Source organism: Streptomyces sp. NPDC031497, from assembly GCF_055580905.1.
The window spans coordinates 513,130-537,248 of record NZ_JBVIKO010000003.1 but is presented as its reverse complement, the minus strand read 5'-3'; the positions used below and the strand labels follow the sequence as shown (position 1 = coordinate 537,248).

Below are 24,119 nucleotides of genomic sequence, written 5' to 3'. Positions count from 1 at the left end.
TCGTCCTCGTATGAGTCCGCAGATCGTCGCCGGAGCGATCGCCCTGGTCGTCGTGGCGTGGCTGGCCGCCTGCGCCGAGGCCGGTATCGCCCGCGTCTCCAGCTTCCGCGCCGAGGAGGCCGTGAAGTCCGGGCGGCGCGGCAGCGCCAAGCTCGCCCAGATCGCCGCCGACCCCACCCGCTACCTCAACGTGGCGCTGCTGGTCCGCGTCGCCTGCGAGATGGCCGCCGCGGCCCTGGTCACCTACGCCTGCCTCCAGGAGATCCCCACCACCTGGGAGGCGCTGCTCGCCGCGATCGGCGTGATGGTGCTCGTGTCGTACGTCGCCGTCGGCGTCTCCCCGCGCACCATCGGCCGGCAGCACCCGCTGAACACGGCCACGGCCGCCGCGTACGTGCTGCTGCCGCTGGCCCGCATCATGGGCCCGATCCCGTATCTCCTCATCCTCATCGGCAACGCCCTCACCCCCGGCAAGGGCTTCCGGCGCGGCCCGTTCGCCTCCGAGGCCGAACTGCGGGCCCTGGTCGACCTCGCCGAGAAGGAGTCCCTGATCGAGGACGAGGAGCGCCGGATGGTGCACTCGGTCTTCGAACTGGGCGACACCCTCGTCCGCGAGGTCATGGTGCCGCGCACCGACCTGGTGGTCATCGAGCGGTACAAGACCATCCGCCAGGCCCTCACCCTCGCCCTGCGCTCGGGTTTCTCGCGTATCCCCGTCACCGGGGAGAGCGAGGACGACATGGTCGGCATCGTGTATCTCAAGGACCTGGTCCGCAAGACGCACATCAGCCGGGACGCCGAGTCCGACCTGGTCTCCACCGCCATGCGGCCCGCGTTCTTCGTGCCCGACACCAAGAACGCCGGCGACCTGCTGCGCGAGATGCAGAAGGAACGCAACCACGTCGCCGTCGTCATCGACGAGTACGGCGGCACGGCCGGGATCGTCACCATCGAGGACATCCTGGAGGAGATCGTCGGCGAGATCACCGACGAGTACGACCGGGAACTCCCGCCCGTCACCGACCTCGGCGACGACCGCTACCGGGTCACCGCCCGCCTCGACATCACCGACCTCGGCGAGCTGTACGGCCTTGAGGAGTACGACGACGAGGACGTGGAGACCGTCGGCGGGCTGCTCGCCAAGGCGCTCGGCCGGGTGCCCATCGCGGGTGCCGCCGCCCAGGTCGAACTCCCCGACGGACGGCGGCTGGCCCTGACCGCGGAGGCCGCCGCCGGACGCCGGAACAAGATCGTGACGGTGCTGGTGGAGCCGGTGCCGGTGGCCGACGACCCGAAGGACGAGCCCGAGTGACCCCCGACCGGCTCCGCGCCCTCTGCCTCTCCTTCAACGCGGCCGAGGAGGACTTCCCGTTCAACCCGGACATCTCGGTCTTCAAGGTCCTCGGCAAGATGTTCGCGCTGAGCTGGATGGACGCCCGCCCGCTGAAGGTCAACCTCAAGTGCGATCCCGACGACGCGGTCCGGCTGCGCGCCGACCACGAGGGCCTGATCATCCCCGGCTACCACATGAACAAGCGCCACTGGAACACCGTGACCGTGGACGGCGGCCTCCCCGACCGCCTGGTGAAAGAGCTGATCGAGGACTCGTACGACCTCGTCGTGGCCGGCCTGCCGAGAGCGGAGCGGCTGCGGCTGGACCGGGCGTGACGCGGTGACCGGGGTGCCTGACCCAGTCAAGTTGTTCGTATGCTCGGGGCATGACCGAGAGCAGCGCGCTTGATCCCGAGGACCGCAAGATCGTCACCCTGGCCCGGTCGGCCCGGGCCCGTAACGGGGTGCCCGAGGGGGCTGCCGTACGGGACTCGACGGGACGGACGTATGTGGCGGGGACCGTGGAGCTGGCCTCGCTGAAGCTGAGCGCGCTGCGGACGGCGGTGGCGATGGCGGTGGCGTCGGGGGCGGAGTCGCTGGAGGCGGCGGCGGTCGTGAGCGGCGCGGAAGGGGTTGACGCGGGGGACCTGGCGGCGGTGCGGGATCTCGGGGGGCCGGGGACGCCGGTGCTGCTGGCGGGGCCGGACGGGGCGGTACGGCTCACTGTCCCCGCGTAGCTTTCCCACCCACCCATCCGACTCGCTCCGCTGAGAAGCGAGGCGTTCTCTGACTCCGTCGAGGGAAGGGTGGGGGTTGGCTGACTGGAGGCGGGTGCGGCGCCGCTGTGGCTGGTCGCGCAGTTCCCCGCGCCCCTTTCGGGGCGCCACGATCGCGTGCATCGAGACGGCGCCCTCGAAAAGCACCCCCACTGCTCCCACCCGAAGGGGCGCGGGGAACCGCGCGACAAGCCCCCACTCAGCCGCACTGAACCACATGCCTGACCGCCACCCCCTCGGCGCCTCCGCCCCCGCCCCGTCGCAGTCGGCCAAATTTCAACCTTGTCGGTCTGCGTCTCTCGCGTATCAATGGGACCGTAAGTTCCGACGGACCGTCAGATCTGGGCGGGGCGTCGGAATCGGCGCCCCGCGGTGTGCCCGCATCCACCCGGACCGGGGTCGCCATCCCCACATGGCATTCCCACGTAACGGGAAGGGAGCCCGATCTCCATGAAACGCTTGACCACCGGTGCGGCACTCGCGGCGGGGGCCCTCGCCGCCACGGCGTTGGCCTTCGCCCCCTCGGCCGCCGCCGTCACCCCGACCACCGCCACCGTCACCGCCAGCTGCGGCATCTTCGGCGGCGGCGCGGCCACCCTCACCGCGACCCAGAGCGGTACCTCGGCCACCCTCACGCTCACCTCCAGCGCGATCACCACCCCGCTCGCCCTGTCGGCGAACTCCATCGCCTCCACGCTCACCATGGCCAACTCCACCGGCAGCAACGTCGTCTTCAGCGGCACCGTGAACCCGGCCATGGCCGCCGGCAGCGCCGTCACCGTCGGCCCGCTGCCCGGCACCGTCGCCTCCGGCGACAGCCTCGACTTCTACGGTGGCTCGCTGAAGATGGTCATCTTCGGTATCACCGTCACCTGTACGTCCAGCGCCGCCCAGTCTCCGGGCCCGTTCGTCTTCTGAGCGTGCTGACGGGTCCGTTCCGGATGCCGCAGAAGCTGATGAACCGTCAGGTTTCTGCGGCATCTCCATTGACTTCTCACGCGCCCTCCACATCAATGGCCCCCTGTCGGCGCAGAGGAGCCGCTGCGCCCGCATCCCTCAGGAGGGGGCTTCCATGGGTTCACCCCCAAGATCACGAAGATCCCGACGGTGGCGCTGGATCTCACTGTTCGGGGCGACCGCGCTCGCGGTCACGACGGGGGGCGCGCTGGCCTGTCCGGCCGGTGCCGCCGGAACGAACGTCGACTTCGCCACGCACTGCATCCCGCCCGCCGTCGCGGGCCTGCCGCCGATCGACGGCACAACCACCGCCAGTATCTCGGTGGACGACACCACCCCGAAGGTCGGCGACACGGTCACGGTGACCTACACCGTGGTCACGCCCGCCGCCAACAACCCCACCGCCCTCGCCCTGCCGGCCGACATCATGACGCCGACCGGGAAGGTGACGCTGGGGGGCGCGCAGACCGGGGCCGTCACGGTCACCGGGCCGAAGAAGAACGACCCGGTGCCCGGCTACGGGACCTTCCCGTCGTTCTCCATGACCGGCACCTTCACGGTCACCTCGCCGGGCTCCATCACGCTCTCGCCCGGCGACTACAACATCCACACCAGCTACATCCTGGAGCTGGACACCCCCTGCACGGTCACCAACCCGCCCGCCCCGGTGTCGGAGACCGTCACGGCGACCGACTCGACCCCGGTCAACAACCGTGCCATCAGCCTGAGTTCGGCCTCCGGGAACCCCGGTGACAGCGTGACCGTCAGCGGGCAGAACTTCACACCCGGCGCGACCGTCACGCTCGCCGGGCGGTCCGGGACCAGCCAGACCGCGGACACGGCCACCGCGACCGCGGGCTCCGACGGCTCCTTCAGCGCCCCGATCACCGTCAACGACAAGACGACGACCGGGATCGTGGCGTACGAGGGCAGCGCGTGGAGCGACACGGCGGGGGCCGGTCCGGCCGCCTACGTCGTCAACGACACCACGCCGGTACCGGACGGCAGCCAGAAGCTGACGACCACCGTCAAGGCGGGAACCCTGTCCATGTCCCAGGCCGGGGACTCCGTCGCGCTGTCGGCGGTCGACTTCGGTCAGGGCGGGGCGTCCACCGGTGCGCTGCAGACCGTCACCGTCAAGGACTTCCGCGGCGGTCCGGCCGGCTGGTCGCTCACCGGCAAGGTCACCGACTTCACCGGCCCCGGCGCCAAGATCGACGCCGGGAAGCTCAGCTGGACCCCGTCCTGCGCGACCAAGGCGGGCAGCCCGAGCACCTGTGCGGCCGGTTCCGCGGGCGCCGTCGGCGGTTCCGGAGCGACCCTCGCGTCGACCCCGGACGCCACGGCCACCGGCGGCGAGTTCACGGTCGGCGCCGGACTCTCCCTGGACGTACCGGCGTTCACGCCCCCGGGCTCGTACTCCGGAGTCCTGACCCTGACGCTCACCTGAGCCACCTCCTCTGTGGCGACCGGGCCTTGATGAAGGACCCGGTCGTCACCCGACCCGCTTCCGACCGGGGGTCCGCACCCATGCGTCGCGTCAAGCCGTATGTCCTCCTCCTGAGCCTGCTCCTCGGACTCCTGTGCACGGCGGCTCCCGCGCACGCCGCCGACAACGGCAGCTGGTCCGTCTACCCGGTCGCCTCCAGGATCGCGGCGCGGCCGTACTTCTATCTCTCCCTCGACCCCGGGCAGACGATCACCGACAAGGTGGCCGTCGCCAACAAGACCGGCGAACCGCTCACCTTCCGGCTGTACGCGGCCGACGCCTACAACACCGCGCGGGACGGCGGGTTCGCCGTCCGGACGGTGAAGGAGAAGATGCGGGGGGTGGGGGCCTGGGCGAGCATCGCGAAGACGCGGGTCACCGTGCCACCGCACAAGACGGTCACCGTTCCCTTCACCCTGCGGGTGCCCGCGGGCGCCGAACCCGGTGACCATCCGGGGGCGATCGTGGCGCTCGACGAGCGTGTCGATCCGGGGGCCGGCTCCCTCGCGCTCGGTGTGCGGCGGGCCGTCGGCGCCCGGGTCTATCTGCGGGTGAGCGGGCCGACGCTGCCGGCCGTCGCCGTCGAGAACGTGCACCTCGCCCACCACCAGCCGCTCGTGCCCGGCCTCGGCGACAGCACGGCCACCGTCTCCTACACCCTGCACAACACGGGGAACGTCACGTTGAACCCCAGGGTGCGGCTGCGGGCCGAGGGGCTCTTCGGCCGTACGCTGCTCAGCCGCGACCTCGCCGGGATCCCCTCCGAGCTGCTGCCGGGGGAGCGCGTGCGGCTCACCGCGCGCTGGCGGGACGCGCCCCAACTCGACTGGGGGGACGTGACGCTGACGGCCAGCGCGACCGGCACCGAGGAGTCGGCGAGCACGTCGTTCCTCGCCCTGCCGTGGCTGGTGGTGGGGCTGGCCTTCGCCGCCGGGGTGGCGGGCGGCGTGCTGCTCGCCCGGGCCCGCCGGGGCCGCGGTCTGCCGCGGCTGCTCAGAGGGCGTCGGGGCCGCGCTCGCCCGTCCGCACCCGTACGACCGTCTGCACCGGCAGTGCCCACACCTTCCCGTCCCCGATCTTCCCCGTCCGCGCGGCCTTGACGATCGCCTCGATCGTCGGCTCGGAGTCGGCGTCCTCGACGACGACCTCGATCCGGACCTTGGGGACCAGGTCGACCTGGTACTCGGCACCGCGGTACACCTCGGTGTGGCCGCGCTGCCGGCCGTACCCGCTGGCCTCGGTCACGGTCAGGCCGTGCACCCCGATCTCCTGGAGAGCGGTCTTCACCGCCTCCAGTCGGTAGGGCTTGACGATCGCGGTGACGAGCTTCATGGCTGGCTCTTGACCTTCTGGGCGGAGGGGAGGAGGGACGCGTTGACCGGGGCGCCGTGGCCCAGGACCCCGTGATCGTAAGCGGTCTCGGCGTGCATCGTAAGGTCCAGGCCGGTGTGCTCCTGCTCCTCGCTCGCCCGGAAGCCCAACGTCCTGTCCAGCAGCCTGCCGAGGCCGTACGTCACGGTGAAGGCGTACGCCGCCACGGCCACCACCGCCACCGCCTGCTTGAAGAGCTGGGCGAGCCCGCCGCCGTAGAAGAGGCCCTCGGCGCCGCCGGTCATGGCCCGCTCCGCGAACAGGCCGATGAGGAGGGTGCCGATGACTCCGCCGACCAGGTGAACGCCGACGACGTCGAGGGAGTCGTCGTAGTTCAGCCTGAACTTCCAGGAGACCGCGTACGAGCAGACCACGCCCGCGGCGAGGCCGACGGCCAGCGCGCCGGGCAGCGAGACCGAGCCGCAGGACGGGGTGATCGCGACCAGGCCGGCGACGGCGCCGGAGGCCGCGCCCAGGGTGGTCGGGTGGCCGTCCCGCTTCTGCTCGACGAAGAGCCAGCCCAGCAGGCCCGTGCAGCCGGCGGCCATGGTGTTGAGGAAGGCGGCGGCCGCGAGACCGTTGGCGCCGAGCGCGCTGCCCGCGTTGAAGCCGAACCAGCCGAACCAGAGCAGACCGGCGCCCAGGATCACCATCGGCAGGTTGTGCGGGCGCATGGCGTCCTTCTTGAACCCGAGCCGCGGGCCGAGGACCAGGCACAGGGCCAGGCCGGAGGCGCCGGAGGTGATCTCGACGGGGAGGCCGCCGGCGAAGTCCAGGGCGCCGAGGTGGTGCAGGATCCAGCCACCCGGGCCCCACACCCAGTGCGCCACCGGAACGTATACCAGCAGTGTCCACACCGGGACGAACACCAGCCACGCGCCGAACTTCGCCCGGTCCGCGACCGCGCCGCTGACCAGCGCGGCCGTGACGATCGCGAAGGTGAGCTGGAAGGTGGCGAAGAGCAGGGTGGGGACCGTGCCCTGCACGCTGTCCGGTCCGAGCCCGTGCATCCCGGCATACCGCAGCCCGCCGACGAGCCCCGCCCCGGCATCCTCCCCGAAGGCCAGCGAGTACCCGCCCGCCAGCCACACCACCGTCACCAGCGCGATCGACACGAAGCTCATCATCAGCATGTTGAGGACGCTCTTCGTACGGACCATGCCGCCGTAGAACAGGGCCAGGCCCGGGGTCATCAGCAGGACCAGGGCGGTGGCGGCGAGCAGCCAGGCGGTGTCGCCGGTGTCGGCGTGCGCGGCGGAGAGGATCACGGGCGTCTCCAACGTCGTGGGGGCTCGTCAGAGATTCACCGGAACGCGTTTCCGGTCGCGTACGGCTGTGTTTCCGTGACGTTTCGTTGCGACGGGGTTACCGAATTCTCACGGTGCGGCGGGGTGTCGTGGATCAGGGAGAATGGGGGGCATGAGCGTTCGCAGCCAGTCAACCGAGCCGTCGGAATCGTCGGAGGCCGTCCACCGGGCGGGCTTCGCCTGTTTCGTCGGGCGCCCCAACGCGGGCAAGTCCACCCTCACGAACGCTCTGGTCGGGCAGAAGGTGGCGATCACCGCGAACCAGCCGCAGACCACGCGGCACACGGTGCGCGGCATCGTGCACCGGCCGGACGCCCAGCTGATCCTGGTCGACACCCCTGGCCTGCACAAACCGCGCACCCTGCTCGGCGAGCGCCTCAACGACGTGGTCCGCACCACCTGGGCCGAGGTCGACGTGATCGGCTTCTGCCTGCCGGCGAACGAGAAGCTCGGCCCCGGTGACCGCTTCATCGCCAAGGAACTGGCCGGGATCCGCAAGACCCCGAAGATCGCGATCGTCACCAAGACCGACCTGGTCGACTCCAAGACCCTCGCCGAGCAGCTGATCGCCATCGACCAGCTGGGCAAGGAGCTGGGCTTCGAGTGGGCCGAGATCGTGCCGGTGTCGGCGGTCGGCGACAAACAGGTGAACCTGCTGGCCGACCTCCTCGTCCCGCTCCTCCCCGAGGGCCCGGCCCTCTACCCCGAGGGCGACCTCACGGACGAGCCCGAGCAGGTCATGATCGCGGAACTGATCCGCGAGGCGGCCCTCGAAGGCGTCCGCGACGAGCTGCCGCACTCCATCGCCGTCGTGGTCGAGGAGATGCTCCCCCGCCCGGACCGCCCCGCCGACAAGCCCCTCCTGGACATCCACGCCAACCTCTACATCGAACGCCCCAGCCAGAAGGGCATCATCATCGGCCCCAAGGGCACGCGCCTGAAGGAGGTCGGCATCAAGTCCCGCAAGCAGATCGAGGCCCTGCTCGGCACTCCGGTCTTCCTGGACCTGCACGTCAAGGTGGCCAAGGACTGGCAGCGGGATCCGAAGCAGTTGCGGCGGCTGGGGTTCTGAGGGGGCGGCGGTCCCCTCAGTCGTCCCAAGGGGTGCGCAGGGGTTTGCGGGACCATCGGTCGGGGAGTTGCGCGTGGTCCTTCGTCGGCCGTACCCAGGGACGCAGTGAACCCTCCGGGTCAGGAACGCTCGCCGCGTCGAAGCGGGCGTCCAGCTCGGCCAGCAGCTTGCCGAGCGCACCCTCGCGTGCCGCCGCGGGCAGGGCGTCCCTCACCTCGTCCAGGCTGTCCCGGGAGTCGAGGTCGTTGCCGTACGCGCTGATCGGGTAGTAGTCGTCACCGCCCGGCCGGCCGGCTTCCATCCGGCGTACCAGGCGTTCCCAGGACGCGAAGCGGTCCGCGACCGAGTACACGGGCGTGGTGATCCGCTCCCGCAGATGCGGCGCGACCCGCGCCCGCTCCACGTCCAGCCGCTCCGCGTCACACCGTCCGACAGCCTCCAGCACCGGCTGCGGCAGGGCCTCCCACACGGCTCTGCTCTGCGGAGCGGACCAGAACACGTCACTCACCGCGCACTCACTCCTTCAACTGTTTCAGGAAGTAGTCGTAGCCCCCGTCGGGCTGCATGAAAAGACGTCCGCGGACTTGCCGGCCCATTGCAGGACGGTGTCCTCGCCGGCCATGCCCTTGACCAGGCGCAGGGCGTCGGAGACGTCGTCGGCGAAGTCGTGCAGCTGTGTGGCGAGCGAGCGGACGCGTTGCGGATCGCCCGGGGTCGGGTCCCGGTCGAGGTCGAGTGGATGCCAGTCCGCCGGCCGATACCCCGCCATAACCCGCAACCCCCGTTGCGGTTCTTCACTCGTCGTGCGTCCGCCCCGGCAAAGGTATCGGGTGGGTCAAGTGCGGCTCGGTGTCATGTCCTGCAGTCCCACCACCCGTAGCAGTTGCAGGCGTTCGTGGGACTCGGTGCCCGGGCGGGCCGTGTGGATGACGAGGAGCTGGTTGTGGTCGGCGGAGAGAAGGACCTCGCAGTCCAACTCCAGGAGGCCGACGGCCGGGTGGCGGAAGCGTTTTGCCGACGCCCGGCGTACCGAGACCTCGTGCTGCGCCCAGAGGTCGGCGAACTCCTGGCTGTGGGCGCGGAGTTCGGCCACCAGCGCGCCCGGCTCCGGGTCCGTCGGGCGGGCCGCCGCCACCGCGCGCAGGTTCGCCACGTGTTCGCGGGCCCGCACCGGCCGGTCCTCCGGAGGGAACAGGGTGTGGGACGCCGGGTCCAGGAAGAAGCGGCGGACCACGTTGCGATCACGGGACGGGCGGCCCGAGACATCGCCGTACAGGGCCCTGGCGAGGGCGTTCTGGGCGAGGACCTCGCCCAGGTCGGTGATCACGCTGGCGGGTGCGTCGTGCAGCCGGTCCAGGACCAGGAGGAGGCCGGGACGGACGTGCGTGCTCGTCGCCTCCCGGCGCGGGGGTTCCTCGCCGCCCAGGTGGAACAGGTGATCGCGTTCGTCCTCCGTCAGGCGCAGCGCGCGGGCCATCGCCGTCAGCATCTGGCGGGAGGGGCGCGGGCCCCGGGACTGTTCGAGGCGGGTGTAGTAGTCCGCCGACATGCCCGCCAGGGACGCCACCTCCTCGCGGCGCAGGCCCGGGGTGCGACGGCGGGCGCCGGGGGCCAGGCCCACGTCGGCGGGGTCCAGGCGGGTGCGGGCGTGGCGCAGGAAGTCGGCGAGTTCGGGGCGGTTCACCCCTCCAGGGTGGCCCGGGGCGGCCGGTATATCCAGGGACTGCGGGTCCCCTGATCGGGAGGTCTCTCCCGGCGGGGTCCGAGGAAGCCGAGGGTGGTGGCGTCAGAGCGAAGGCGTAGAAGGAGAGAGCCATGATCACTCTTGTCACCGGTACCACGGGACAGGTCGGGCGCCGGTTCGTGCCCAGGTTGCTCGCCCAGACCCGGCCCGGGGAGCGGGTGCGCGTGCTCGTGCGGGACGTGGCCCGCGGCGAGCCGTTCGCCGGTCTCGGCGCCGAGGTCGTCGTCGGCGACCTGCGGGACGAGGAGGCGCTCGGCAAGGCCGTCGCCGGGGTGGACGCCGTGGTGAACGTCGCCGCCGCCTTCCGCGGGGTGCCGGACGAGGAGGCGCGGGCCGTCAACCGGGACGCGGCGGTGGCACTGGGGCGGGCCGCGCTCGGCGCCGGCGTACGGCGGTTCGTGCAGGTCAGTACCGGGCTCGTGTACGGCACCGGGCGCGGTCGCCCGCTGACCGAGGACGACGAGAGCCGGCCCGGCGGTGAGATGTGGGGCGTCTACCCGGAGTCCAAGGCGATCGCCGAGCGGGAGCTGCTCGCGCTGGACGGCGGCATGGAGGTCCGGATCGGGCGGCTGCCCTTCGTCTACGGCGAGGGCGACCCCCACCTCGCCGACTCCCTGCGCTGGGCGGCGCGCTGGGCACCGACCCAGCGGCTGCACATGGGCCACCACGCCGATGTCGGGCAGGGGCTGCTGCGCCTCCTGTACGCACCGGCGGTGGACGGCCCGGTCTACAACATCGCCGACGACGCCCCCGTCACGGCCGTGGACCTGCACCAGCTCAACGGCGTCGAGGTGCCCGCGGACCCGCACACCCGCACCGACCCCGACCCCTGGTTCGGGATCATGTCCACCCAGAAGATCCGCCGGGATCTCGGTTTCCGGCCGATCTACCCGAGCGTCTGGACCGCCCGCGACGCCGGAGCCCTGTGAGCGGCTAGTCGACGCCCCGTATCCGCCCCACCAGCCACGCCCCCGCCAGCCCGATCACCGCCGCGGCCAGGTAGAGCACCCGGTAGCCGCCCAGGTACGTGACGACCGGTGCGGCGAGGGCGGGCGCCGCGACCTGGGGCAGGGCGTTGGCCACGTTGATGACGCCGAGGTCCTTGCCGCGGTCCAGGGCCTTCGGCAGGACGTCCGTCATCAGGGCGAAGTCGACCGAGGTGAACACGCCGAAGCCGATGCCCAGGAAGGCCGCCGCGACGATCGCCCCCGGCCAGGTCTGCCACGCCGCCAGCAGGGCCGTCGCCGCCGCCATCAGCATCCCCGACCAGACCACGAACGGCTTGCGCCGGCCCACCCGGTCCGACCAGACCCCGCCGACCACGACCGTCGCCATCAGCGTCAGCCCGTTCACCGCCGTCAGGATCAGGACGCCCTGGTCGGGGTCGTGGTAGTGCAGGCGGTCCCGCAGGTAGTAGAGCAGGTACAGCAGTACCAGCGCGTTGCTCAGGTTGATCAGGAACCGGGTCAGCCAGGCCCAGCCCAGGTCCGGATAGCGGCGCGGGCTCAGCCAGAAGCCCGCCAGGAAGCCCCGCCGGGACCAGGGCGGCCGGTCCTCCGGGGCCAGCCGCAGATCCGGATAGCGGAGCACGTACGGCAGCACGCCGACCGCCGTGAACACCGCGCACGCCACATAGCCCGCCCCGACACCCCCGGCGGCCGTCGCCAGCCCCGTGCCGCCGACCACCCCGAGGATCTGCGCGGCCCCCAGCCAGCCGCCCACCGAACCCCGCTGGCCCCTCGGCACCCGGTCCGGTACCGCCGCCGTCACCGCCGCGAAGGCCGCGTTCAGCGTCAGCTGGACCAGGCACCAGCCCAGCATCATCGTCCACATGCCGCCGGCGCCCGCGAGGAGCAGCAGCGACAGCGCCCCGCCCGCCGTGCCGGCCACGATCCACGGCGTCCGGCGGCCCCAGCGGGATGTCGTACGGTCCGACAGCGCGCCGAAGAGCGGGTTCGCCGCCAGTGACACCACCGCGCCGACGCCCGTCACCCACGCCAGCATCGTCTCCTTCGACATCCCGGAACCGGGCGCGAAGTCCTTGGCCTGGGAGGCGAGGAGGATCTGCAGGGGGCCGTACCAGCCCACCCAGATCGCCCCGTTGGCGAGGGAGAGCGCCGACGTCCAGCCCCGGCCGACCCGCTCGGCCGGTTCCGCCAGCGCGGCCGGCGCCCGCGTCGTCGTCATCCCCGCGCCTGGGAGCTCTGCGCCTGGGATCTCTGTGCCCGGATCAGGTCCCGGAACCAGCCGTACGACGACTTCGGCGTCCGCGCCTGGGTGTCGTAGTCCACGTGGACCAGACCGAAGCGGCGCGCGTACCCCTCCGCCCACTCGAAGTTGTCGAGCAGCGACCAGACGAAGTAGCCGCGCACGTCCACCCCGGCCTCCACCGCCCGGTGCAGCGCACGGATGTGGCCGTCCAGGTAGGCGATACGGTCCTGGTCGTCGACGCCCTCGTAGGAGCAGCCGTTCTCGGTGATGACGATCGGCGGGAGTCTGTCGCCGTAGCGGTCCCGGAAGCCGGTGAGGAGTTCGGTGAGGCCCTCCGGGACCACCGGCCAGCCGAAGTCCGTCACCGGCACGTCCTCGATGTCCTGGACGGAGAAGGGGAGGTCGGCGGGGAGGGTGAGTCCGCCGAACTCGATCTCGGCGCCCTGCGGGGCGCCCACCTTCGTCGGGGCGTAGTAGTTGACGCCGTACCAGTCGAGCGGCTCGGCGATCACCTTCAGGTCCGCGGCGACATCGCCCGGCATCAGGTCGCCCATGCCCTCCGGGTATTCGCCCAGCAGAATCGGCTCCGCGAACAGCCGGTTGAGGAGGAGGTCGTAGAAGGCGGCCGCCTCCAGGTCGGCCGGTTCCTGCGAGGCGGGCCAGGTCGGGCCGTGGGAGTTGGCGATGCCGATGTCGGCGGCGCCGGCCGCGCGCAGTGCCCGTACGGCCAGGCCGTGGGCGAGGAGCTGGTGGTGGGCGACCGGCAGCGCGTCGAACATCAGCTGCTCGCCGGGGGCGTGGGCGCCCAGCGCGTGGCCGAACAGGGTGTGTTCGGCGGGTTCGTTGAGGGTGATCCACTTCTTGACCCGGTCACCGAGCCGGTCCGCGACCGTGGCGACGTAGTCGGCGAACCGGGCGGCGGTGTCCCGCTCCAGCCAGCCGCCCTTCTCCTGGAGGGCCGTCGGCAGGTCCCAGTGGAAGAGGGTCGGGACCGGCCGTACGCCCGCCGCGCACAGCTCGTCCACCAGCCGGTCGTAGAAGTCCAGGCCGCCCGCCGAGCGCACCCTCGGCCAGGAGACCGAGAAGCGGTACGCGTCCACGCCGAGGCCGGCCAGCAGGGCCACGTCCTCGCGGTGGCGGTGGTAGTGGTCGCAGGCCACCGCCGCCGTCGAGCCGTCCTTGATCCGGCCCGGCTCGGCCGAGAACACGTCCCACACGGAGGGCTCGCGCTCGTCGGCCGCGCCCTCGATCTGGTGGGCCGAGGTCGACACACCCCAGAGGAAGCCGTCGGGGAGACCCGGAAGACCGGGGAGACCGGGTATCGGATGGACCGCGTCAGTCGCCATGGCCGGGATCATCCTTACCACCAGTAACAGAAGTCAACGTCCGGACGTGAACTACCCGTTACCGGTGCCGCTTAGGCGCCCTCCTTCAACACCCGTGAGATCAGCTCGCGTTGCTCTGAGGTCAGCCGCGGGTCGGCCGCGTACACCGTCCGCCCGTCCACCGTGATCCGGTACGCGAACCCGTCCGGCACCCCGGGCGGCGGCGTGCCCCGGCCGGCCGCCAGCGCGTGCTCGGCCAGGACCTGCCACTCATGGGCGTCGGGCCGCCCCGAGGTGTCCACCTCGGCCCGCCGCTCGATACCCGCGAACCCGCCCGTACGCCTCACCTGAATACGCATGGGTCCCTGTGTAGTACGGGATCAGCCGGTCTGCACACCCACCTGCGCCCACGCCTTGAGGACCGCCTCGGTCTCCTCGCCCTCCTTGAAGCGGGCCTTGGCCGCCGCCACGGTGAGCTTCGCGAAGTCCGTGAAGCGGGCGTCCGATCGCAGTTCGCCCCCGGTCAGCACGTCGTACCAGATCAGCCCGGCCCGCTCCCAGGCGTTGCCGCCGAGCGCACTGGCGAGGAGGTAGAAGGCGTGGTTGGGGATGCCGGAGTTGATGTGCACCCCGCCGTTGTCCCGGTTGGTCCTCACGTACTCCGCCATGGTCGCGGGCTGCGGGTCCTTGCCGAGGCGGGGGTCGTCGTACGCCGTGCCCGGGGCCTTCATCGAGCGCAGGGCCACGCCGCGCACGCCCGGGGCGAGCAGGCCCTCGCCGATCAGCCAGTCAGCCTGGTCGGCGCTCTGGCTCAGGGAGTGCTGCTTGATGAGCGAGCCGAAGACGTCCGAGACCGACTCGTTGAGGGCGCCGGACTGGCCGTAGTACTCCAGGTTGGCGGTGTACTGGGTGACGCCGTGCGTGAGCTCGTGGCCGATGACGTCGACGGAGCTGGTGAAGTCGGTGAAGATCTGCCCGTCGCCGTCGCCGAACACCATCTGCTCGCCGTTCCAGAAGGCGTTGTCGTAGTCGACGTCGTAGTGCACGGTCGCGTCGAGGGGCAGCCCCTCGCCGTCGATGGAGTCCCGCTCGAACGCCGTCAGGTACAGCTCGAAGGTGGCGCCGAGGCCGGCGTAGGCGCGGTTGACGCTGGCATCCTGGCCGGGCTCGGAGCCTTCGTCGCGGACCTTGGTGCCGGGCAGGTCGGTGCCGTGCCCGGCGTCGTAGACCGTGCGGTGCGGGGTGCCGGTGGCGGCCGTCGCCGTCGGGGCGACGGCGCCGCGGACCGTGGTGATCCGGCGGCGGGTGCGCTGTGCGGCGTCCTGCTGGAGGGTGCGCAGCGCGGAGTCGGCGAGCTCCCGGTCCTCGTGGGTGGCGAGGTGGTCGAGGATGTGCGGCGGCACGATGGTGCAGAAGACGGGCCTGTGGCCCCCGTTGGTCGTCATGGACCGCACCATCGCACTGAGTTATATCGCTGTCACTACCCGCAACCATGATTGGTGAAATACGGTGACAATTGACCACCCTCCGTGAGCAGGAGTGGTATGGCGCACTTTTTGTCCCATTCCTCCCAGCGGTCCCGCATACTGATACGGCGCCCCGCGTCCGGAGGGGGCTCGGCTAGCATGCGGAGCATCATGCGTTTCGGGCTGCTTCTTCTTAGCTGCCGCGGCGAGGGCCTGTAGTCCAGGTCGACTCCCTCCCCGCGGAGCTTCGCGTTGCGTCGTCGGCCGTCCTTCCGGACACCCTGAGGAGCCCCGCAATCATGGCGAACCGCCAGCAGCCCACCACCATGCCGGTGCGCAAGTACGGCCGTTACGAGCAGGTCGACATCCAGGACCGCACCTGGCCGGACAACCGGATCACCGCCGCTCCCCGCTGGCTCTCCACCGACCTGCGCGACGGCAACCAGTCCCTGATCGACCCGATGTCGCCCGAGCGTAAGCGCCGGATGTTCGACCAGCTGGTCAAGATGGGCTACAAGGAGATCGAGGTCGGCTTCCCCGCCTCCGGCCAGACCGACTTCGACTTCGTACGCTCGATCATCGAGGAAGAGGGCGCGATCCCGGACGACGTCACGATCTCCGTGCTGACCCAGGCCCGCGAGGACCTGATCGAGCGGACCGTGGAGTCCCTGAAGGGCGCCCGGCGGGCCACCGTCCACCTGTACAACGCCACCGCCCCGGTCTTCCGCCGGGTCGTCTTCCGCGGCTCCAAGGACGACATCAAGCAGATCGCCGTCGACGGCACCCGCCTGGTGATGGAGTACGCCGAGAAGCTGCTGGGCCCGGAGACGGAGTTCGGCTACCAGTACAGCCCCGAGATCTTCACCGACACCGAGCTGGACTTCGCGCTGGAGGTCTGCGAGGCGGTCATGGACGTCTACCAGCCGGGTCCGGGCCGCGAGATCATCCTCAACCTGCCCGCCACCGTGGAGCGTTCGACGCCGTCCACGCACGCGGACCGCTTCGAGTGGATGCACCGCAACCTCTCCCGCCGCGAGCACGTCGTGCTGTCCATCCACCCCCACAACGACCGCGGTACCGCCGTCGCCGCCGCCGAGCTGGCGCTGATGGCCGGCGCCGACCGCGTCGAGGGCTGCCTGTTCGGGCAGGGCGAGCGCACCGGCAACGTCGACCTGGTCACGCTCGGCATGAACCTGTTCTCGCAGGGCGTCGACCCGCAGATCGACTTCTCCGACATCGACGAGATCCGTCGTACGTGGGAGTACTGCAACCAGATGGAGGTCCACCCGCGCCACCCGTACGTGGGCGACCTGGTCTACACGTCCTTCTCCGGCTCCCACCAGGACGCCATCAAGAAGGGCTTCGACGCCATGGAGGCCGACGCGGCCGCGAAGGGCGTCACCGTCGACGACATCGAGTGGGCCGTGCCGTACCTGCCGATCGACCCGAAGGACGTCGGCCGCTCCTACGAGGCCGTCATCCGGGTCAACTCGCAGTCCGGCAAGGGCGGTATCGCCTACGTCCTGAAGAACGACCACAAGCTGGACCTGCCGCGCCGGATGCAGATCGAGTTCTCCAAGCTCATCCAGGCCAAGACGGACGCCGAGGGCGGCGAGGTCACCGGCTCCGACATCTGGGCGGTCTTCCGGGACGAGTACCTGCCGAACCCGGAGAACCCCTGGGGCCGTATCCAGGTGAAGACGGGGCAGTCGACCACCGACACCGACGGGGTGGACACCCTCACCGTCGAGGCCACCGTCGACGGCGAGGACACCGTCCTGACCGGCTCCGGCAACGGCCCGATCTCCGCGTTCTTCGACGCGCTGCAGGGTCTGGGCATCGACGTGCGGCTCCTGGACTACCAGGAGCACACGATGAGCGAGGGCGCCTCCGCGCAGGCCGCCTCGTACATCGAATGCGCGATCGACGACAAGGTTCTGTGGGGGATCGGCATCGACGCGAACACGACGCGTGCGTCGCTGAAGGCGGTCGTCTCCGCCGTCAACCGCGCGACGCGATAACCCTTCTGACCGGCGGTTTAAGGGCCCCGATCGCGCTGTACGGCGATCGGGGCCCCGTCGTTTACCGGCCATCCGACCGTGGAGGTCACGGAAAGGTCTCGTACGGGGTACTGACTCCACCTCACCGATGTGGCTAACATCACGCCAGCGGTGGCGATGTTGCCACGGCGTTAAGGAGGTGCGACGTGCTGCCAGTACGGGGACGAGACGGCCGAACCACCAGGCCTGCCCGCATTCTGGGCACCCGCACCGCATGGACACCCGTCGGCGACGGCGAGTTCTTCTGCCCCGGCTGCGGAGGCGACCGCAACTACCAGCGGCTCACCGGCCGCCGCCGCTTCACCCTGCTCGGCGTACCCGTGCTGCCGCGCGGCACCACCGGGCCCGTCGTGGAGTGCGCCGCCTGCCGTCACCACTACGGCACCGACGTCCTCGACCACCCCACCACCTCCCGCTTCTCGGCGATGCTCCGCGACGCCGTGCACACCGTCGCCCTCGCCCTCCTCGCCGCGGGCGGCGCCTGTGCCCGTACGGCCCTGGAGACGGCCGCGGCCACGGTCCGCGCGGCCGGCTTCGAGGACGTCACGGAGGAACAGCTGAGCGCGCTCGTCGACGCGCTCGCCGCCGACACCGGCCGGCTCCTCGGACAGCCGTGCGGGGCGAGCCTCGCGATAGAGCTGCACGAGGCCCTCGACCCGCTGGCCCCGCACCTCGCCCCCGCCGGCCGCGAGTCCCTGCTCCTCCAGGCCGCCCGGATCGCACTCGCCGACGGCCCGTACACCAACGCCGAACGCGAGGTCCTCGGCACGGTCGGCGCGGCCCTGACCATCTGCGCCGACGACGTGACCCGCCTGCTGGCAGCGGCCCGCACCCCCTCCTGAGCCAAGGGCGGAACACGACCCGCGCATCCTCCCGGCCAGTGCCTCGGGCACGGCCCGGACGCCCTCCCGAGCCGCCCGCGGGGCATGACCCATACGTTCCCCGCAGCCCCCGGCCGGCCCGGTACGGGACCTGACGGTGTGCCAAACCGCGTGACCCGTTCGGCCGTTGCGGGGATGCGATGAAGGCGGAGGGGAGGAACATGGAAGGGTGAGCCATGTGTCTCCTGTGACCTGTGTGAGCCGGATCTCCCTCGCCGCCGCCCTGCTGCTCGGGGCGTTCGCCGTCGAACCCAAGGCCTGGGCGGCCACCTGTGAGTCCTCGGTGCCGTATGTCTCCGGCGAGGGCGGCTACCCCCAGTTCCGCATCCCGGCCGTCGTCCGCACCTGGCGCGGCACCCTGCTCGCCTTCGCCGAGGGCCGGCACACCACCGCCGGCGACAGCGGTGACATCGACGTCGTGCTGAGACGTTCCTCCGACGGCGGCTGCACCTGGGGCCCGCTCCAGGTGGTGACCGACGGCAAGGGGAACACCCGCGGCAACCCGGCACCCGTCGTCGACCCGCGCACCGGCGACATCGTCCTGGTGACCTCCTACAACGACGGCTCGGTGAGCGAGGATCAGATCATGCGCGGCCAGGTCACCAAGGAGCAGAGCCGCCGGGTGTTCGTGCAGCGCAGCCGAAGCGACGGCCGGTCCTTCACCGCCCCGCGGGAGATCACGGCCCAGGTGAAACCCTCGGGCTGGCGCTGGTACGCCACCGGCCCCGGCCATGCCGTCGCCGTCACCGAGGGAGGGCACCGCGGCCGCCTGGTCGTCGCCGCCGACCACTCCGGCCCACCGCGCCCCGGCTCCTCCGACACCGGCCGGGAGGCCAGGTACTACGGCGGTCACGCGATCTACAGCGACGACGGCGGCCGCAGCTGGCACCTCGGCTTCGTCGACGACTCCTACACCGGCCGCGACAACGCCAACGAGACGACCGCCGCCCAACTCCCCGACGGCCGCCTCTACTTCAACGCCCGCGACCAGAACGGCACCAGCCCCGGCAACCGCCTCGACGCCTGGTCGAGCGACGGCGCGGAAACCCTGGACGCGCCGTACACCGTCCAGCCGACCCTGCGCCGGGTCCCGGTGGTCGAGGGATCGGTCCTCCAACTCCATGGCACGGGAGCCCCGTTGCTCTTCTCGGCCCCCTCCATCCCGACGGCCCGCCAGGCCATGGCCCTGTGGACCAGCACGGACGAGGGCATCAGCTTCGACAAGCTCCTCACCCTGTCCGGCCGGAAGGCCGCCTACTCGGACCTGGTCCAGGTGGACAGGAGCACGGTGGGGGTGCTGTACGAGACGGGGACGCGGACGGCGTACGACACGATCGAGTTCCGGCGGGTCGCGGCACCCCAGGAGTGAGCCACCGCCGTGCACCGGCCACCGCCGTGCACCGGCCGCCGCCGTGCACCGGCCGTAGCCGTGAACCGGCCGCCGTCGTGCACCGGTCGTGGCCGTGGGCCTGCCGTTGTCGTGAACCGGGCAACCGAATCGGGCCGGCCGGTGGTCTGGAGGGCGAGGGGGTGGCTGATGCAGGCCGAACTCGAGGCCCAGTTCCAGGAATTCGTCAGAGCGCGGTGGTCCCATCTCGTACGGACCGCCTATCTGCTCACCGGCGACCCGCACCACGCGGAGGACCTCACGCAGACCGCGCTGGCGAAGGCGTACCGGTCGTGGCGCCGGGTCTCCGGGACCGACCGCCCGGAGGCGTACGTGCGCCGCATGCTGGTCAGCTGCAACAGCGACCGGTTCCGCAAACGGCGGGTCACCGAGTCGCTGACCGCCGCTCCGCCCGAGCGCGCGGAGCACGACGACGCGGTCTCCCGGGCCGACGAGCGCGGCACGCTGCTCGCCGCCCTGGCGGAACTGCCGCCCAGGCAGCGCGCGGTGGTGGTGCTGCGGTACTGGGAGGACCTGTCCGAGGCGGAGGTCGCCGACGTGCTCGGCTGCTCCCCGGGCACGGTCAAGAGCCAGGCGTCCAAGGGCCTGGCCAAGTTGCGTACGTTTCCGGGGCTCGCGCAGACCATGAGCCCCGCGGGAACCGGACAGGGAGGCACCAGGTGAGCGGCGAGAAGCAGGGCGCGGAGGCCGAGCCGGACTTCGAGGACCGGGTCCGGGCGCTGCTGGCGGGGGACGCGTCGGCACTCAGGCCGCCACCGGTGCCGTACCCGGAGATCAGGCGGCGGGGCGTGCTGGAGCGCCGGCGGCGGCGTCTCGGGGTGACCGGGGTGGCGCTGGCGACCCTGGCGGTGGTGCCGGTCGGCGCGTACGCGATCGGGGGCGGTGGCGGCGGTGCGATGAGCCCGGCGCGGCCCGAGCCGTCCGTGCGGACCAGCGCGCGCCCGACGCCGTCCGCACCGTCCACGCCGTCCGTGCCGGGCCCCGCGCGGCCCGCCACCGCGGGGCAGCTCCTCGACGGTGTCACCTACGAGAACGCCGCCGCCGGGCTCGGCAAGTGCATCGCCTACGACAAGGCGAACCGGGTCGCCGGGGATCCCGGCCACACCGACCTCGGCACCGCCGCCGACTACCGGATCATCCTCGCGATGAAGAGCACCGGCGACTCCAACGCACCGGGCGACGGCATCTCCGTGGTCGCCGTGCGCGAGAAGCCGACGCCGGCCCGGCTGATCTGCACGGTGAAGGGCGGCGAGGCGCAGGGGCTGAACACCAGCGTCGGGAACCCGTTCGGCGACTCCCTGGTGGCCGTGGTCCCGGACATCAACGCCGGGAAGCTGTACCAGCAGTCGTATCTCGACAAGGGCCACTGGAAGCTGCCGTTCCGGTGGGGCGTCATCGGTGGCTACCGCAGCTCGGTCAGCAAGGTGACCGTCACCTACGGCGGCAGCACGAGCAAGGCCGTGCTGGACCACGGCTGGTTCGTCGCCACCGGCACCCTGCACCGGCAGGTCACCGAGGCGCCCCGCCTCCGGGGCTACGACTGGAGCGGAAAGCTCGTCTACGACTCGGACCAGGACGGGTCCTACGAGAAGACGCTGCCCTAGCTTCCCTGCCCGCCCCGGACCGCCTGACCGTCCTCGGGGAAGCAGCCCTCGGGGAGGCAGTCCTCGGGGAGATGCTCCTGGGGGAGCGCCTCACCCCGCCGCCTCCCGCAGCGCCGTGTCCAGCAGGGCCTGTGCCGCCCAGCGCATGACCTCCTTCGCCTCCGCCGGCTCCAGGTCGCAGACGTCGCGGGTCGAGACCAGGGCCTCCACGCCGTACACCAGGGTGAGGGCCATGGTCAGCCGGCGCAGGGCGGCGGGCGGGAGGGCCGCGGCGAGGGGGTCCAGCGCGGTGCGCGAGAGGTCGAGCCGGGTCCGGTTCCGGACCGGGAAGCCCTCTGCCTGCCCGGCTGCCTGCCCGGCAGGCTCCTGGCCCTCGTGCTGCCCGGCCTCCTGGCCGTCGTTCTGCTTGAAGTACCTCTCCAGGCTGGCGCCGAGCATCGCCCGCCAGGCCGGCTCGTTCGTCAGCTGCATGTCGGCGACCCGGGAGATCACCGCGTCGACCCGCTCGGCGGGGTCGGCCGGCAGGTCGGCGGTGACGTCCGGGCTGCGCAGCAGTGTCTGGGTCTCCCGGAGCAGTTCCTGGGGGCTGGAGAAGTAGCGGTAGGCGGTGGCCGTCGAGACCCGGGCGGCCTCGGCCACCTCCGCGACGGTCACCGTGCGCCCCTCGCGGAGCAGTTCCGCGGCCGCGTCGACGAGGGCCCGGCGGGTGCGCAGCTTCTGGTTGCGCCGGCCGTCCTGCGCGCCCCTTGTGCTCCCTTCACTCCCCTCCATGATGAGAGTCCCCTCTTGTAGTAAGAAACTGTTCTCATTACGGTAGCACTGTCTCACTACGGGGGCCGCGGGCTCTGCCGAAGGGCGCGCGGCGTGACGAGAGAGGGGGCTCCCGACCATGGGCTCCATGACCACCGCCGAGATGGAAGAGCTGATCCAGGCGCATCTGAGTGCCGAGGAGCGCGGCGACCCGGAGGGTTCGGTCGCCGTGTACACCGACGACATCGAGCACGACGTCGTAGGCGACCCGAACGGCCCGAAGCACGGCATCCCGGCGGCGCTCGACTTCTACCGGCAGCTGTGCAAGGACTTCCGCACCGAAAGCGAGGAGCGCACCCACACCTACTACTCCGACGACGCCGTCACCATGGAGAACGTGATGACGGGCACCGTCCCGGGCTCCTTCCTGGGGATTCCGGGCAACGGCCGCCGGATCACCTTCCGGATCCTGCATGTTTTCGAGTTCCGCGACGGCAGGATCTCCCGGGAGAACGTGTGGCTGGACGGCGCCGCGGTGGCCGCCCAGCTGACCGCTCCCGCATAGCCCCTCCGGCGCCGGCCACCTCCCCGGTGGCCGGCGCCGCTGCCCTTTCCGCTGTCCTCTCGCATCGCCATTGGTCCGACCTCTGGCGATTTACGCCATTCGTGTGCGCTGCCTTGACCGCCCCCAAACGCCCTCTTATGGTCGCGCTTACACAGGACGTCCGACGTCTCCTTTCCCCCACGCTGGAGGCACCGTGCGCGACGAGGCGACCCACGGCCGCAGGACGTTCCTGAAACACGCCGGCGCCCTGGGTGCGGCCGCCTCGCTGACGGCGCTGACGGCCTGCGGACCCAAGTCCACGATCGACCTCGGCGGCAGCGGCACCGACCGCACCCTCACGGCCGTGATCGGCTACGGCAACGACGGCAGCTGGGACCCGACCCAGACCGCGTCCGCGTTCGCGATGGCCGCCAACAACCACATCTACGAGGGCCTCGCCGACACGGATCCCATCACCCGCGCCCCCTATCCGGCGCTGGCCACCCGGCTGCCCGCCGACCCGGACGCCACCACCTGGCGGTTCACCCTGCGCCCGGACGCCACCTTCCACGACGGGAAACCGGTCACCGCCGACGACGTGGTCTTCGTCTTCGACCGGATCCTCGACCCGGGCACCCAGACCCTCGCCAAGGGCTTCTTCGCCAACTGGCTGAAGGAGGCCCGCAGGATCGACGCCCGGACCGTCGACCTGGTCCTCAGGTTCCCCTTCCCGGACGGGATCGCCCGCCTCACCCTCGCCAAGATCATGCCGGAGCACGTGTTCTCCCGGCCCGGCGCCTGGGACGACGCGATCAAGGGACTGGCGGTCGGCTCGGGACCGTACCGGCAGACCGGGCACCACCCGAAGTCGAACACCACCTTCGCCGCGTACGACGGCTACAACGGCCCCCGCAAGCCCGCCTTCCGGCGGATGAACTGGCTGACCATCGTCGACGCGGCCTCACGCGTGGCCAGGATCTCCGGCGTCGGCGCGGGCGCTCAGATCTCCGACAACATCCCCTACGCCAACATCACCCGCCTCGAACAGGGTGGACTGTCGGTCGGTGGCGGCGCCGGGATGAACAACCTGTTCCTGATGTTCAACACCCGGCACAAGCCCTTCGACGACGTCCGGGTCCGCCAGGCCCTGCACCACGCCATCGACACGGACAAGATCATCGAGGTCGCCCTCAAGGGCCACGGAAAGGCGGCGAGTTCGTTCCTGAACGAGACCAACCCCGGCTACCGCAGGGCGAAGACGGTCTACGACTACGACCCCGACCGGGCGAAGGCGCTCCTGAAGGCCGCCGGGGTCAGCGGACTCCACGTGAACATCCTCGCCGTCAACGTGAGCTGGATCGTCGACTGCCTGCCCACCATCAAGTCGTCCTGGGACGCGATCGGCGTCGCCACGACCCTGTCCCCGCAGGAGACCACGGCCGTGTTCACCAAGATGGACCAGAAACAGGATTACCAGGTCGTCGCCGCCGTCTCGAACCCCAACCAGTTCGGCCTCGACGCCGACCTGATCATGCACTACAACTACGGCCCCGAGAACCTCTGGATGGGCTACGCCCGATGGGCCGACAACGCTGTCGCGAAACGGCTCTTCAAGGACATGGACGCGGCCACCCGCGAACCGGACCCGGACAAGAAGCAGACGATGATCCAGGACTACATCGACGTCGTCGCCGAACAGGCCGTCCTCTACCCGGTCGTCCACAACGAGCTGATCACCGCCTGGGACCCGCGCAGACTCACCGGCATAAGGGCCCAGCCCTACCCCGGCATCAACGTCCTGACGGCCAAGTGGGCCTGACGG

The 24,119-nt window shown here is 71.2% G+C and carries 24 protein-coding genes and 1 pseudogene; 15 read left to right on the top strand and 10 right to left on the bottom strand.

Annotated features, from left to right (window positions below; genetic code table 11):
• The first annotated feature begins 10 nt into the window (after window positions 1-10).
• From ACZ5K7_RS08420 to ACZ5K7_RS08395, 6 genes are all read left to right on the top strand, one after another.
• Window positions 11-1,312, top strand: coding sequence for a hemolysin family protein (locus ACZ5K7_RS08420; protein ID WP_351691363.1), 1,302 nt, complete (start codon window positions 11-13; stop codon window positions 1,310-1,312).
• Window positions 1,309-1,668 (top strand): MmcQ/YjbR family DNA-binding protein, encoded by a 360-nt coding sequence (locus ACZ5K7_RS08415; protein ID WP_351691366.1) that lies wholly within the window; start codon window positions 1,309-1,311, stop codon window positions 1,666-1,668. Before ACZ5K7_RS08420 ends, ACZ5K7_RS08415 begins: the two co-directional genes overlap by 4 nt.
• 50 nt (window positions 1,669-1,718) lie before the next feature.
• Window positions 1,719-2,069 carry a cytidine deaminase gene (locus ACZ5K7_RS08410; protein ID WP_468911878.1) on the top strand — a complete coding sequence of 117 codons (351 nt, stop codon included), beginning with the start codon at window positions 1,719-1,721 and terminating at the stop codon, window positions 2,067-2,069.
• A gap of 489 nt (window positions 2,070-2,558) precedes the next feature.
• Window positions 2,559-3,026, top strand: a complete 468-nt coding sequence (locus ACZ5K7_RS08405; RefSeq protein ID WP_450971583.1) for a hypothetical protein — start codon at window positions 2,559-2,561, stop codon at window positions 3,024-3,026.
• A 154-nt stretch (window positions 3,027-3,180) separates the two neighbouring features.
• Window positions 3,181-4,515, top strand: coding sequence for a beta-xylosidase (locus tag ACZ5K7_RS08400; RefSeq protein ID WP_468911874.1), 1,335 nt, complete (start codon window positions 3,181-3,183; stop codon window positions 4,513-4,515).
• An 80-nt stretch (window positions 4,516-4,595) separates the two neighbouring features.
• Complete coding sequence (locus tag ACZ5K7_RS08395) at window positions 4,596-5,654, top strand: WxL protein peptidoglycan domain-containing protein (RefSeq protein WP_468911871.1); 1,059 nt, start codon at window positions 4,596-4,598, stop codon at window positions 5,652-5,654.
• On the opposite strand, the gene ACZ5K7_RS08390 is transcribed toward ACZ5K7_RS08395, so the two are convergent.
• Together ACZ5K7_RS08390 and ACZ5K7_RS08385 are read right to left on the bottom strand one after the other, a co-directional pair.
• Complete coding sequence (locus tag ACZ5K7_RS08390; protein ID WP_351691378.1) at window positions 5,548-5,886, bottom strand: P-II family nitrogen regulator; 339 nt, start codon at window positions 5,884-5,886, stop codon at window positions 5,548-5,550. The two genes, ACZ5K7_RS08395 and ACZ5K7_RS08390, sit on opposite strands and share 107 nt — an antisense overlap.
• Window positions 5,883-7,193: an ammonium transporter gene (locus ACZ5K7_RS08385; protein ID WP_468911867.1), complete on the bottom strand. Its 1,311-nt coding sequence runs from the start codon at window positions 7,191-7,193 to the stop codon at window positions 5,883-5,885. The genes ACZ5K7_RS08390 and ACZ5K7_RS08385 overlap by 4 nt, the downstream gene beginning before the upstream one ends.
• 142 nt (window positions 7,194-7,335) lie before the next feature.
• On the opposite strand from ACZ5K7_RS08385, the gene era reads away from it, so the two are divergent.
• Window positions 7,336-8,304, top strand: coding sequence for a GTPase Era (gene era / locus ACZ5K7_RS08380; protein WP_468911864.1), 969 nt, complete (start codon window positions 7,336-7,338; stop codon window positions 8,302-8,304).
• Between the two features lie 16 nt (window positions 8,305-8,320).
• Here era and ACZ5K7_RS08375 read toward each other — a convergent pair whose 3' ends face one another.
• The 3 genes and pseudogenes from ACZ5K7_RS08375 to ACZ5K7_RS08365 form a co-directional block, all read right to left on the bottom strand.
• Complete coding sequence (locus tag ACZ5K7_RS08375; RefSeq protein ID WP_468911861.1) at window positions 8,321-8,812, bottom strand: hypothetical protein; 492 nt, start codon at window positions 8,810-8,812, stop codon at window positions 8,321-8,323.
• Window positions 8,813-8,872: 60 nt separating this feature from the next.
• Window positions 8,873-9,073: pseudogene (locus ACZ5K7_RS08370) on the bottom strand (putative T7SS-secreted protein); the annotation flags it as partial.
• A 66-nt stretch (window positions 9,074-9,139) separates the two neighbouring features.
• Window positions 9,140-9,988, bottom strand: a complete 849-nt coding sequence (locus ACZ5K7_RS08365; protein WP_351691393.1) for a helix-turn-helix transcriptional regulator — start codon at window positions 9,986-9,988, stop codon at window positions 9,140-9,142.
• 131 nt (window positions 9,989-10,119) lie between these two features.
• Between ACZ5K7_RS08365 and ACZ5K7_RS08360 the strand changes: the two genes are divergently transcribed.
• Entirely contained in the window at window positions 10,120-10,977 is an 858-nt protein-coding gene (locus ACZ5K7_RS08360) for an NAD-dependent epimerase/dehydratase family protein (RefSeq protein ID WP_351691396.1), read from the top strand.
• Between the two features lie 4 nt (window positions 10,978-10,981).
• Here the strand turns inward: ACZ5K7_RS08360 and ACZ5K7_RS08355 are convergent, their stop codons facing one another.
• The 4 genes from ACZ5K7_RS08355 to ACZ5K7_RS08340 all read right to left on the bottom strand — a co-directional run bounded on the left by ACZ5K7_RS08355 (window position 10,982) and on the right by ACZ5K7_RS08340 (window position 15,029).
• Window positions 10,982-12,235: an MFS transporter gene (locus ACZ5K7_RS08355; RefSeq protein ID WP_351691399.1), complete on the bottom strand. Its 1,254-nt coding sequence runs from the start codon at window positions 12,233-12,235 to the stop codon at window positions 10,982-10,984.
• Complete coding sequence (locus ACZ5K7_RS08350; protein WP_468911856.1) at window positions 12,232-13,605, bottom strand: GH1 family beta-glucosidase; 1,374 nt, start codon at window positions 13,603-13,605, stop codon at window positions 12,232-12,234. Before ACZ5K7_RS08350 ends, ACZ5K7_RS08355 begins: the two co-directional genes overlap by 4 nt.
• A gap of 71 nt (window positions 13,606-13,676) precedes the next feature.
• The gene (locus ACZ5K7_RS08345; RefSeq protein WP_351691405.1) at window positions 13,677-13,943 is read right to left on the bottom strand and encodes a protealysin inhibitor emfourin; all 267 of its coding nucleotides are present in this window, start codon (window positions 13,941-13,943) and stop codon (window positions 13,677-13,679) included.
• A gap of 21 nt (window positions 13,944-13,964) precedes the next feature.
• Window positions 13,965-15,029, bottom strand: a complete 1,065-nt coding sequence (locus ACZ5K7_RS08340) for a M4 family metallopeptidase (protein WP_468911852.1) — start codon at window positions 15,027-15,029, stop codon at window positions 13,965-13,967.
• A 320-nt stretch (window positions 15,030-15,349) separates the two neighbouring features.
• On the opposite strand from ACZ5K7_RS08340, the gene leuA reads away from it, so the two are divergent.
• From leuA to ACZ5K7_RS08315, 5 genes are all read left to right on the top strand, one after another.
• A complete protein-coding gene (gene leuA, locus ACZ5K7_RS08335; RefSeq protein WP_468911849.1) occupies window positions 15,350-17,071 on the top strand; it encodes a 2-isopropylmalate synthase in 1,722 nt (573 codons plus the stop codon).
• A gap of 185 nt (window positions 17,072-17,256) precedes the next feature.
• Window positions 17,257-17,952 carry a TerB family tellurite resistance protein gene (locus tag ACZ5K7_RS08330; RefSeq protein WP_351691413.1) on the top strand — a complete coding sequence of 232 codons (696 nt, stop codon included), beginning with the start codon at window positions 17,257-17,259 and terminating at the stop codon, window positions 17,950-17,952.
• A gap of 226 nt (window positions 17,953-18,178) precedes the next feature.
• Window positions 18,179-19,360, top strand: a complete 1,182-nt coding sequence (locus ACZ5K7_RS08325) for a sialidase family protein (protein WP_468912016.1) — start codon at window positions 18,179-18,181, stop codon at window positions 19,358-19,360.
• Window positions 19,361-19,528: 168 nt separating this feature from the next.
• Window positions 19,529-20,062: a SigE family RNA polymerase sigma factor gene (locus tag ACZ5K7_RS08320; RefSeq protein ID WP_351691416.1), complete on the top strand. Its 534-nt coding sequence runs from the start codon at window positions 19,529-19,531 to the stop codon at window positions 20,060-20,062.
• Window positions 20,059-21,003, top strand: coding sequence for a hypothetical protein (locus ACZ5K7_RS08315; protein WP_468911845.1), 945 nt, complete (start codon window positions 20,059-20,061; stop codon window positions 21,001-21,003). The genes ACZ5K7_RS08320 and ACZ5K7_RS08315 overlap by 4 nt, the downstream gene beginning before the upstream one ends.
• Before the next feature lie 90 nt (window positions 21,004-21,093).
• Here ACZ5K7_RS08315 and ACZ5K7_RS08310 read toward each other — a convergent pair whose 3' ends face one another.
• A complete protein-coding gene (locus ACZ5K7_RS08310; RefSeq protein ID WP_468911842.1) occupies window positions 21,094-21,774 on the bottom strand; it encodes a TetR/AcrR family transcriptional regulator in 681 nt (226 codons plus the stop codon).
• 127 nt (window positions 21,775-21,901) lie between these two features.
• Here ACZ5K7_RS08310 and ACZ5K7_RS08305 point away from each other — a divergent pair, with 127 nt between their 5' ends.
• Together ACZ5K7_RS08305 and ACZ5K7_RS08300 are read left to right on the top strand one after the other, a co-directional pair.
• Window positions 21,902-22,318: a nuclear transport factor 2 family protein gene (locus tag ACZ5K7_RS08305; RefSeq protein ID WP_351691425.1), complete on the top strand. Its 417-nt coding sequence runs from the start codon at window positions 21,902-21,904 to the stop codon at window positions 22,316-22,318.
• Between the two features lie 193 nt (window positions 22,319-22,511).
• Entirely contained in the window at window positions 22,512-24,116 is a 1,605-nt protein-coding gene (locus ACZ5K7_RS08300) for an ABC transporter substrate-binding protein (protein WP_468911839.1), read from the top strand.
• The last annotated feature ends 3 nt before the right edge of the window (window positions 24,117-24,119 follow it).

Coding starts and splice junctions, on each gene's coding strand:
- ACZ5K7_RS08340 (WP_468911852.1), bottom strand. CDS start 15,029: ATGACGACCAACGGGGGCCACAGGCCCGTCTTCTGCACCATCGTGCCG.
- ACZ5K7_RS08310 (WP_468911842.1), bottom strand. CDS start 21,774: ATGGAGGGGAGTGAAGGGAGCACAAGGGGCGCGCAGGACGGCCGGCGC.
- ACZ5K7_RS08345 (WP_351691405.1), bottom strand. CDS start 13,943: ATGCGTATTCAGGTGAGGCGTACGGGCGGGTTCGCGGGTATCGAGCGG.
- ACZ5K7_RS08390 (WP_351691378.1), bottom strand. CDS start 5,886: ATGAAGCTCGTCACCGCGATCGTCAAGCCCTACCGACTGGAGGCGGTG.
- ACZ5K7_RS08420 (WP_351691363.1), top strand. CDS start 11: ATGAGTCCGCAGATCGTCGCCGGAGCGATCGCCCTGGTCGTCGTGGCG.
- leuA (WP_468911849.1), top strand. CDS start 15,350: ATGGCGAACCGCCAGCAGCCCACCACCATGCCGGTGCGCAAGTACGGC.
- ACZ5K7_RS08355 (WP_351691399.1), bottom strand. CDS start 12,235: ATGACGACGACGCGGGCGCCGGCCGCGCTGGCGGAACCGGCCGAGCGG.
- ACZ5K7_RS08395 (WP_468911871.1), top strand. CDS start 4,596: ATGCGTCGCGTCAAGCCGTATGTCCTCCTCCTGAGCCTGCTCCTCGGA.
- ACZ5K7_RS08350 (WP_468911856.1), bottom strand. CDS start 13,605: ATGGCGACTGACGCGGTCCATCCGATACCCGGTCTCCCCGGTCTTCCG.
- era (WP_468911864.1), top strand. CDS start 7,336: ATGGGGGGCATGAGCGTTCGCAGCCAGTCAACCGAGCCGTCGGAATCG.
- ACZ5K7_RS08400 (WP_468911874.1), top strand. CDS start 3,181: ATGGGTTCACCCCCAAGATCACGAAGATCCCGACGGTGGCGCTGGATC.
- ACZ5K7_RS08320 (WP_351691416.1), top strand. CDS start 19,529: ATGCAGGCCGAACTCGAGGCCCAGTTCCAGGAATTCGTCAGAGCGCGG.
- ACZ5K7_RS08410 (WP_468911878.1), top strand. CDS start 1,719: ATGACCGAGAGCAGCGCGCTTGATCCCGAGGACCGCAAGATCGTCACC.
- ACZ5K7_RS08305 (WP_351691425.1), top strand. CDS start 21,902: ATGACCACCGCCGAGATGGAAGAGCTGATCCAGGCGCATCTGAGTGCC.
- ACZ5K7_RS08360 (WP_351691396.1), top strand. CDS start 10,120: ATGATCACTCTTGTCACCGGTACCACGGGACAGGTCGGGCGCCGGTTC.
- ACZ5K7_RS08405 (WP_450971583.1), top strand. CDS start 2,559: ATGAAACGCTTGACCACCGGTGCGGCACTCGCGGCGGGGGCCCTCGCC.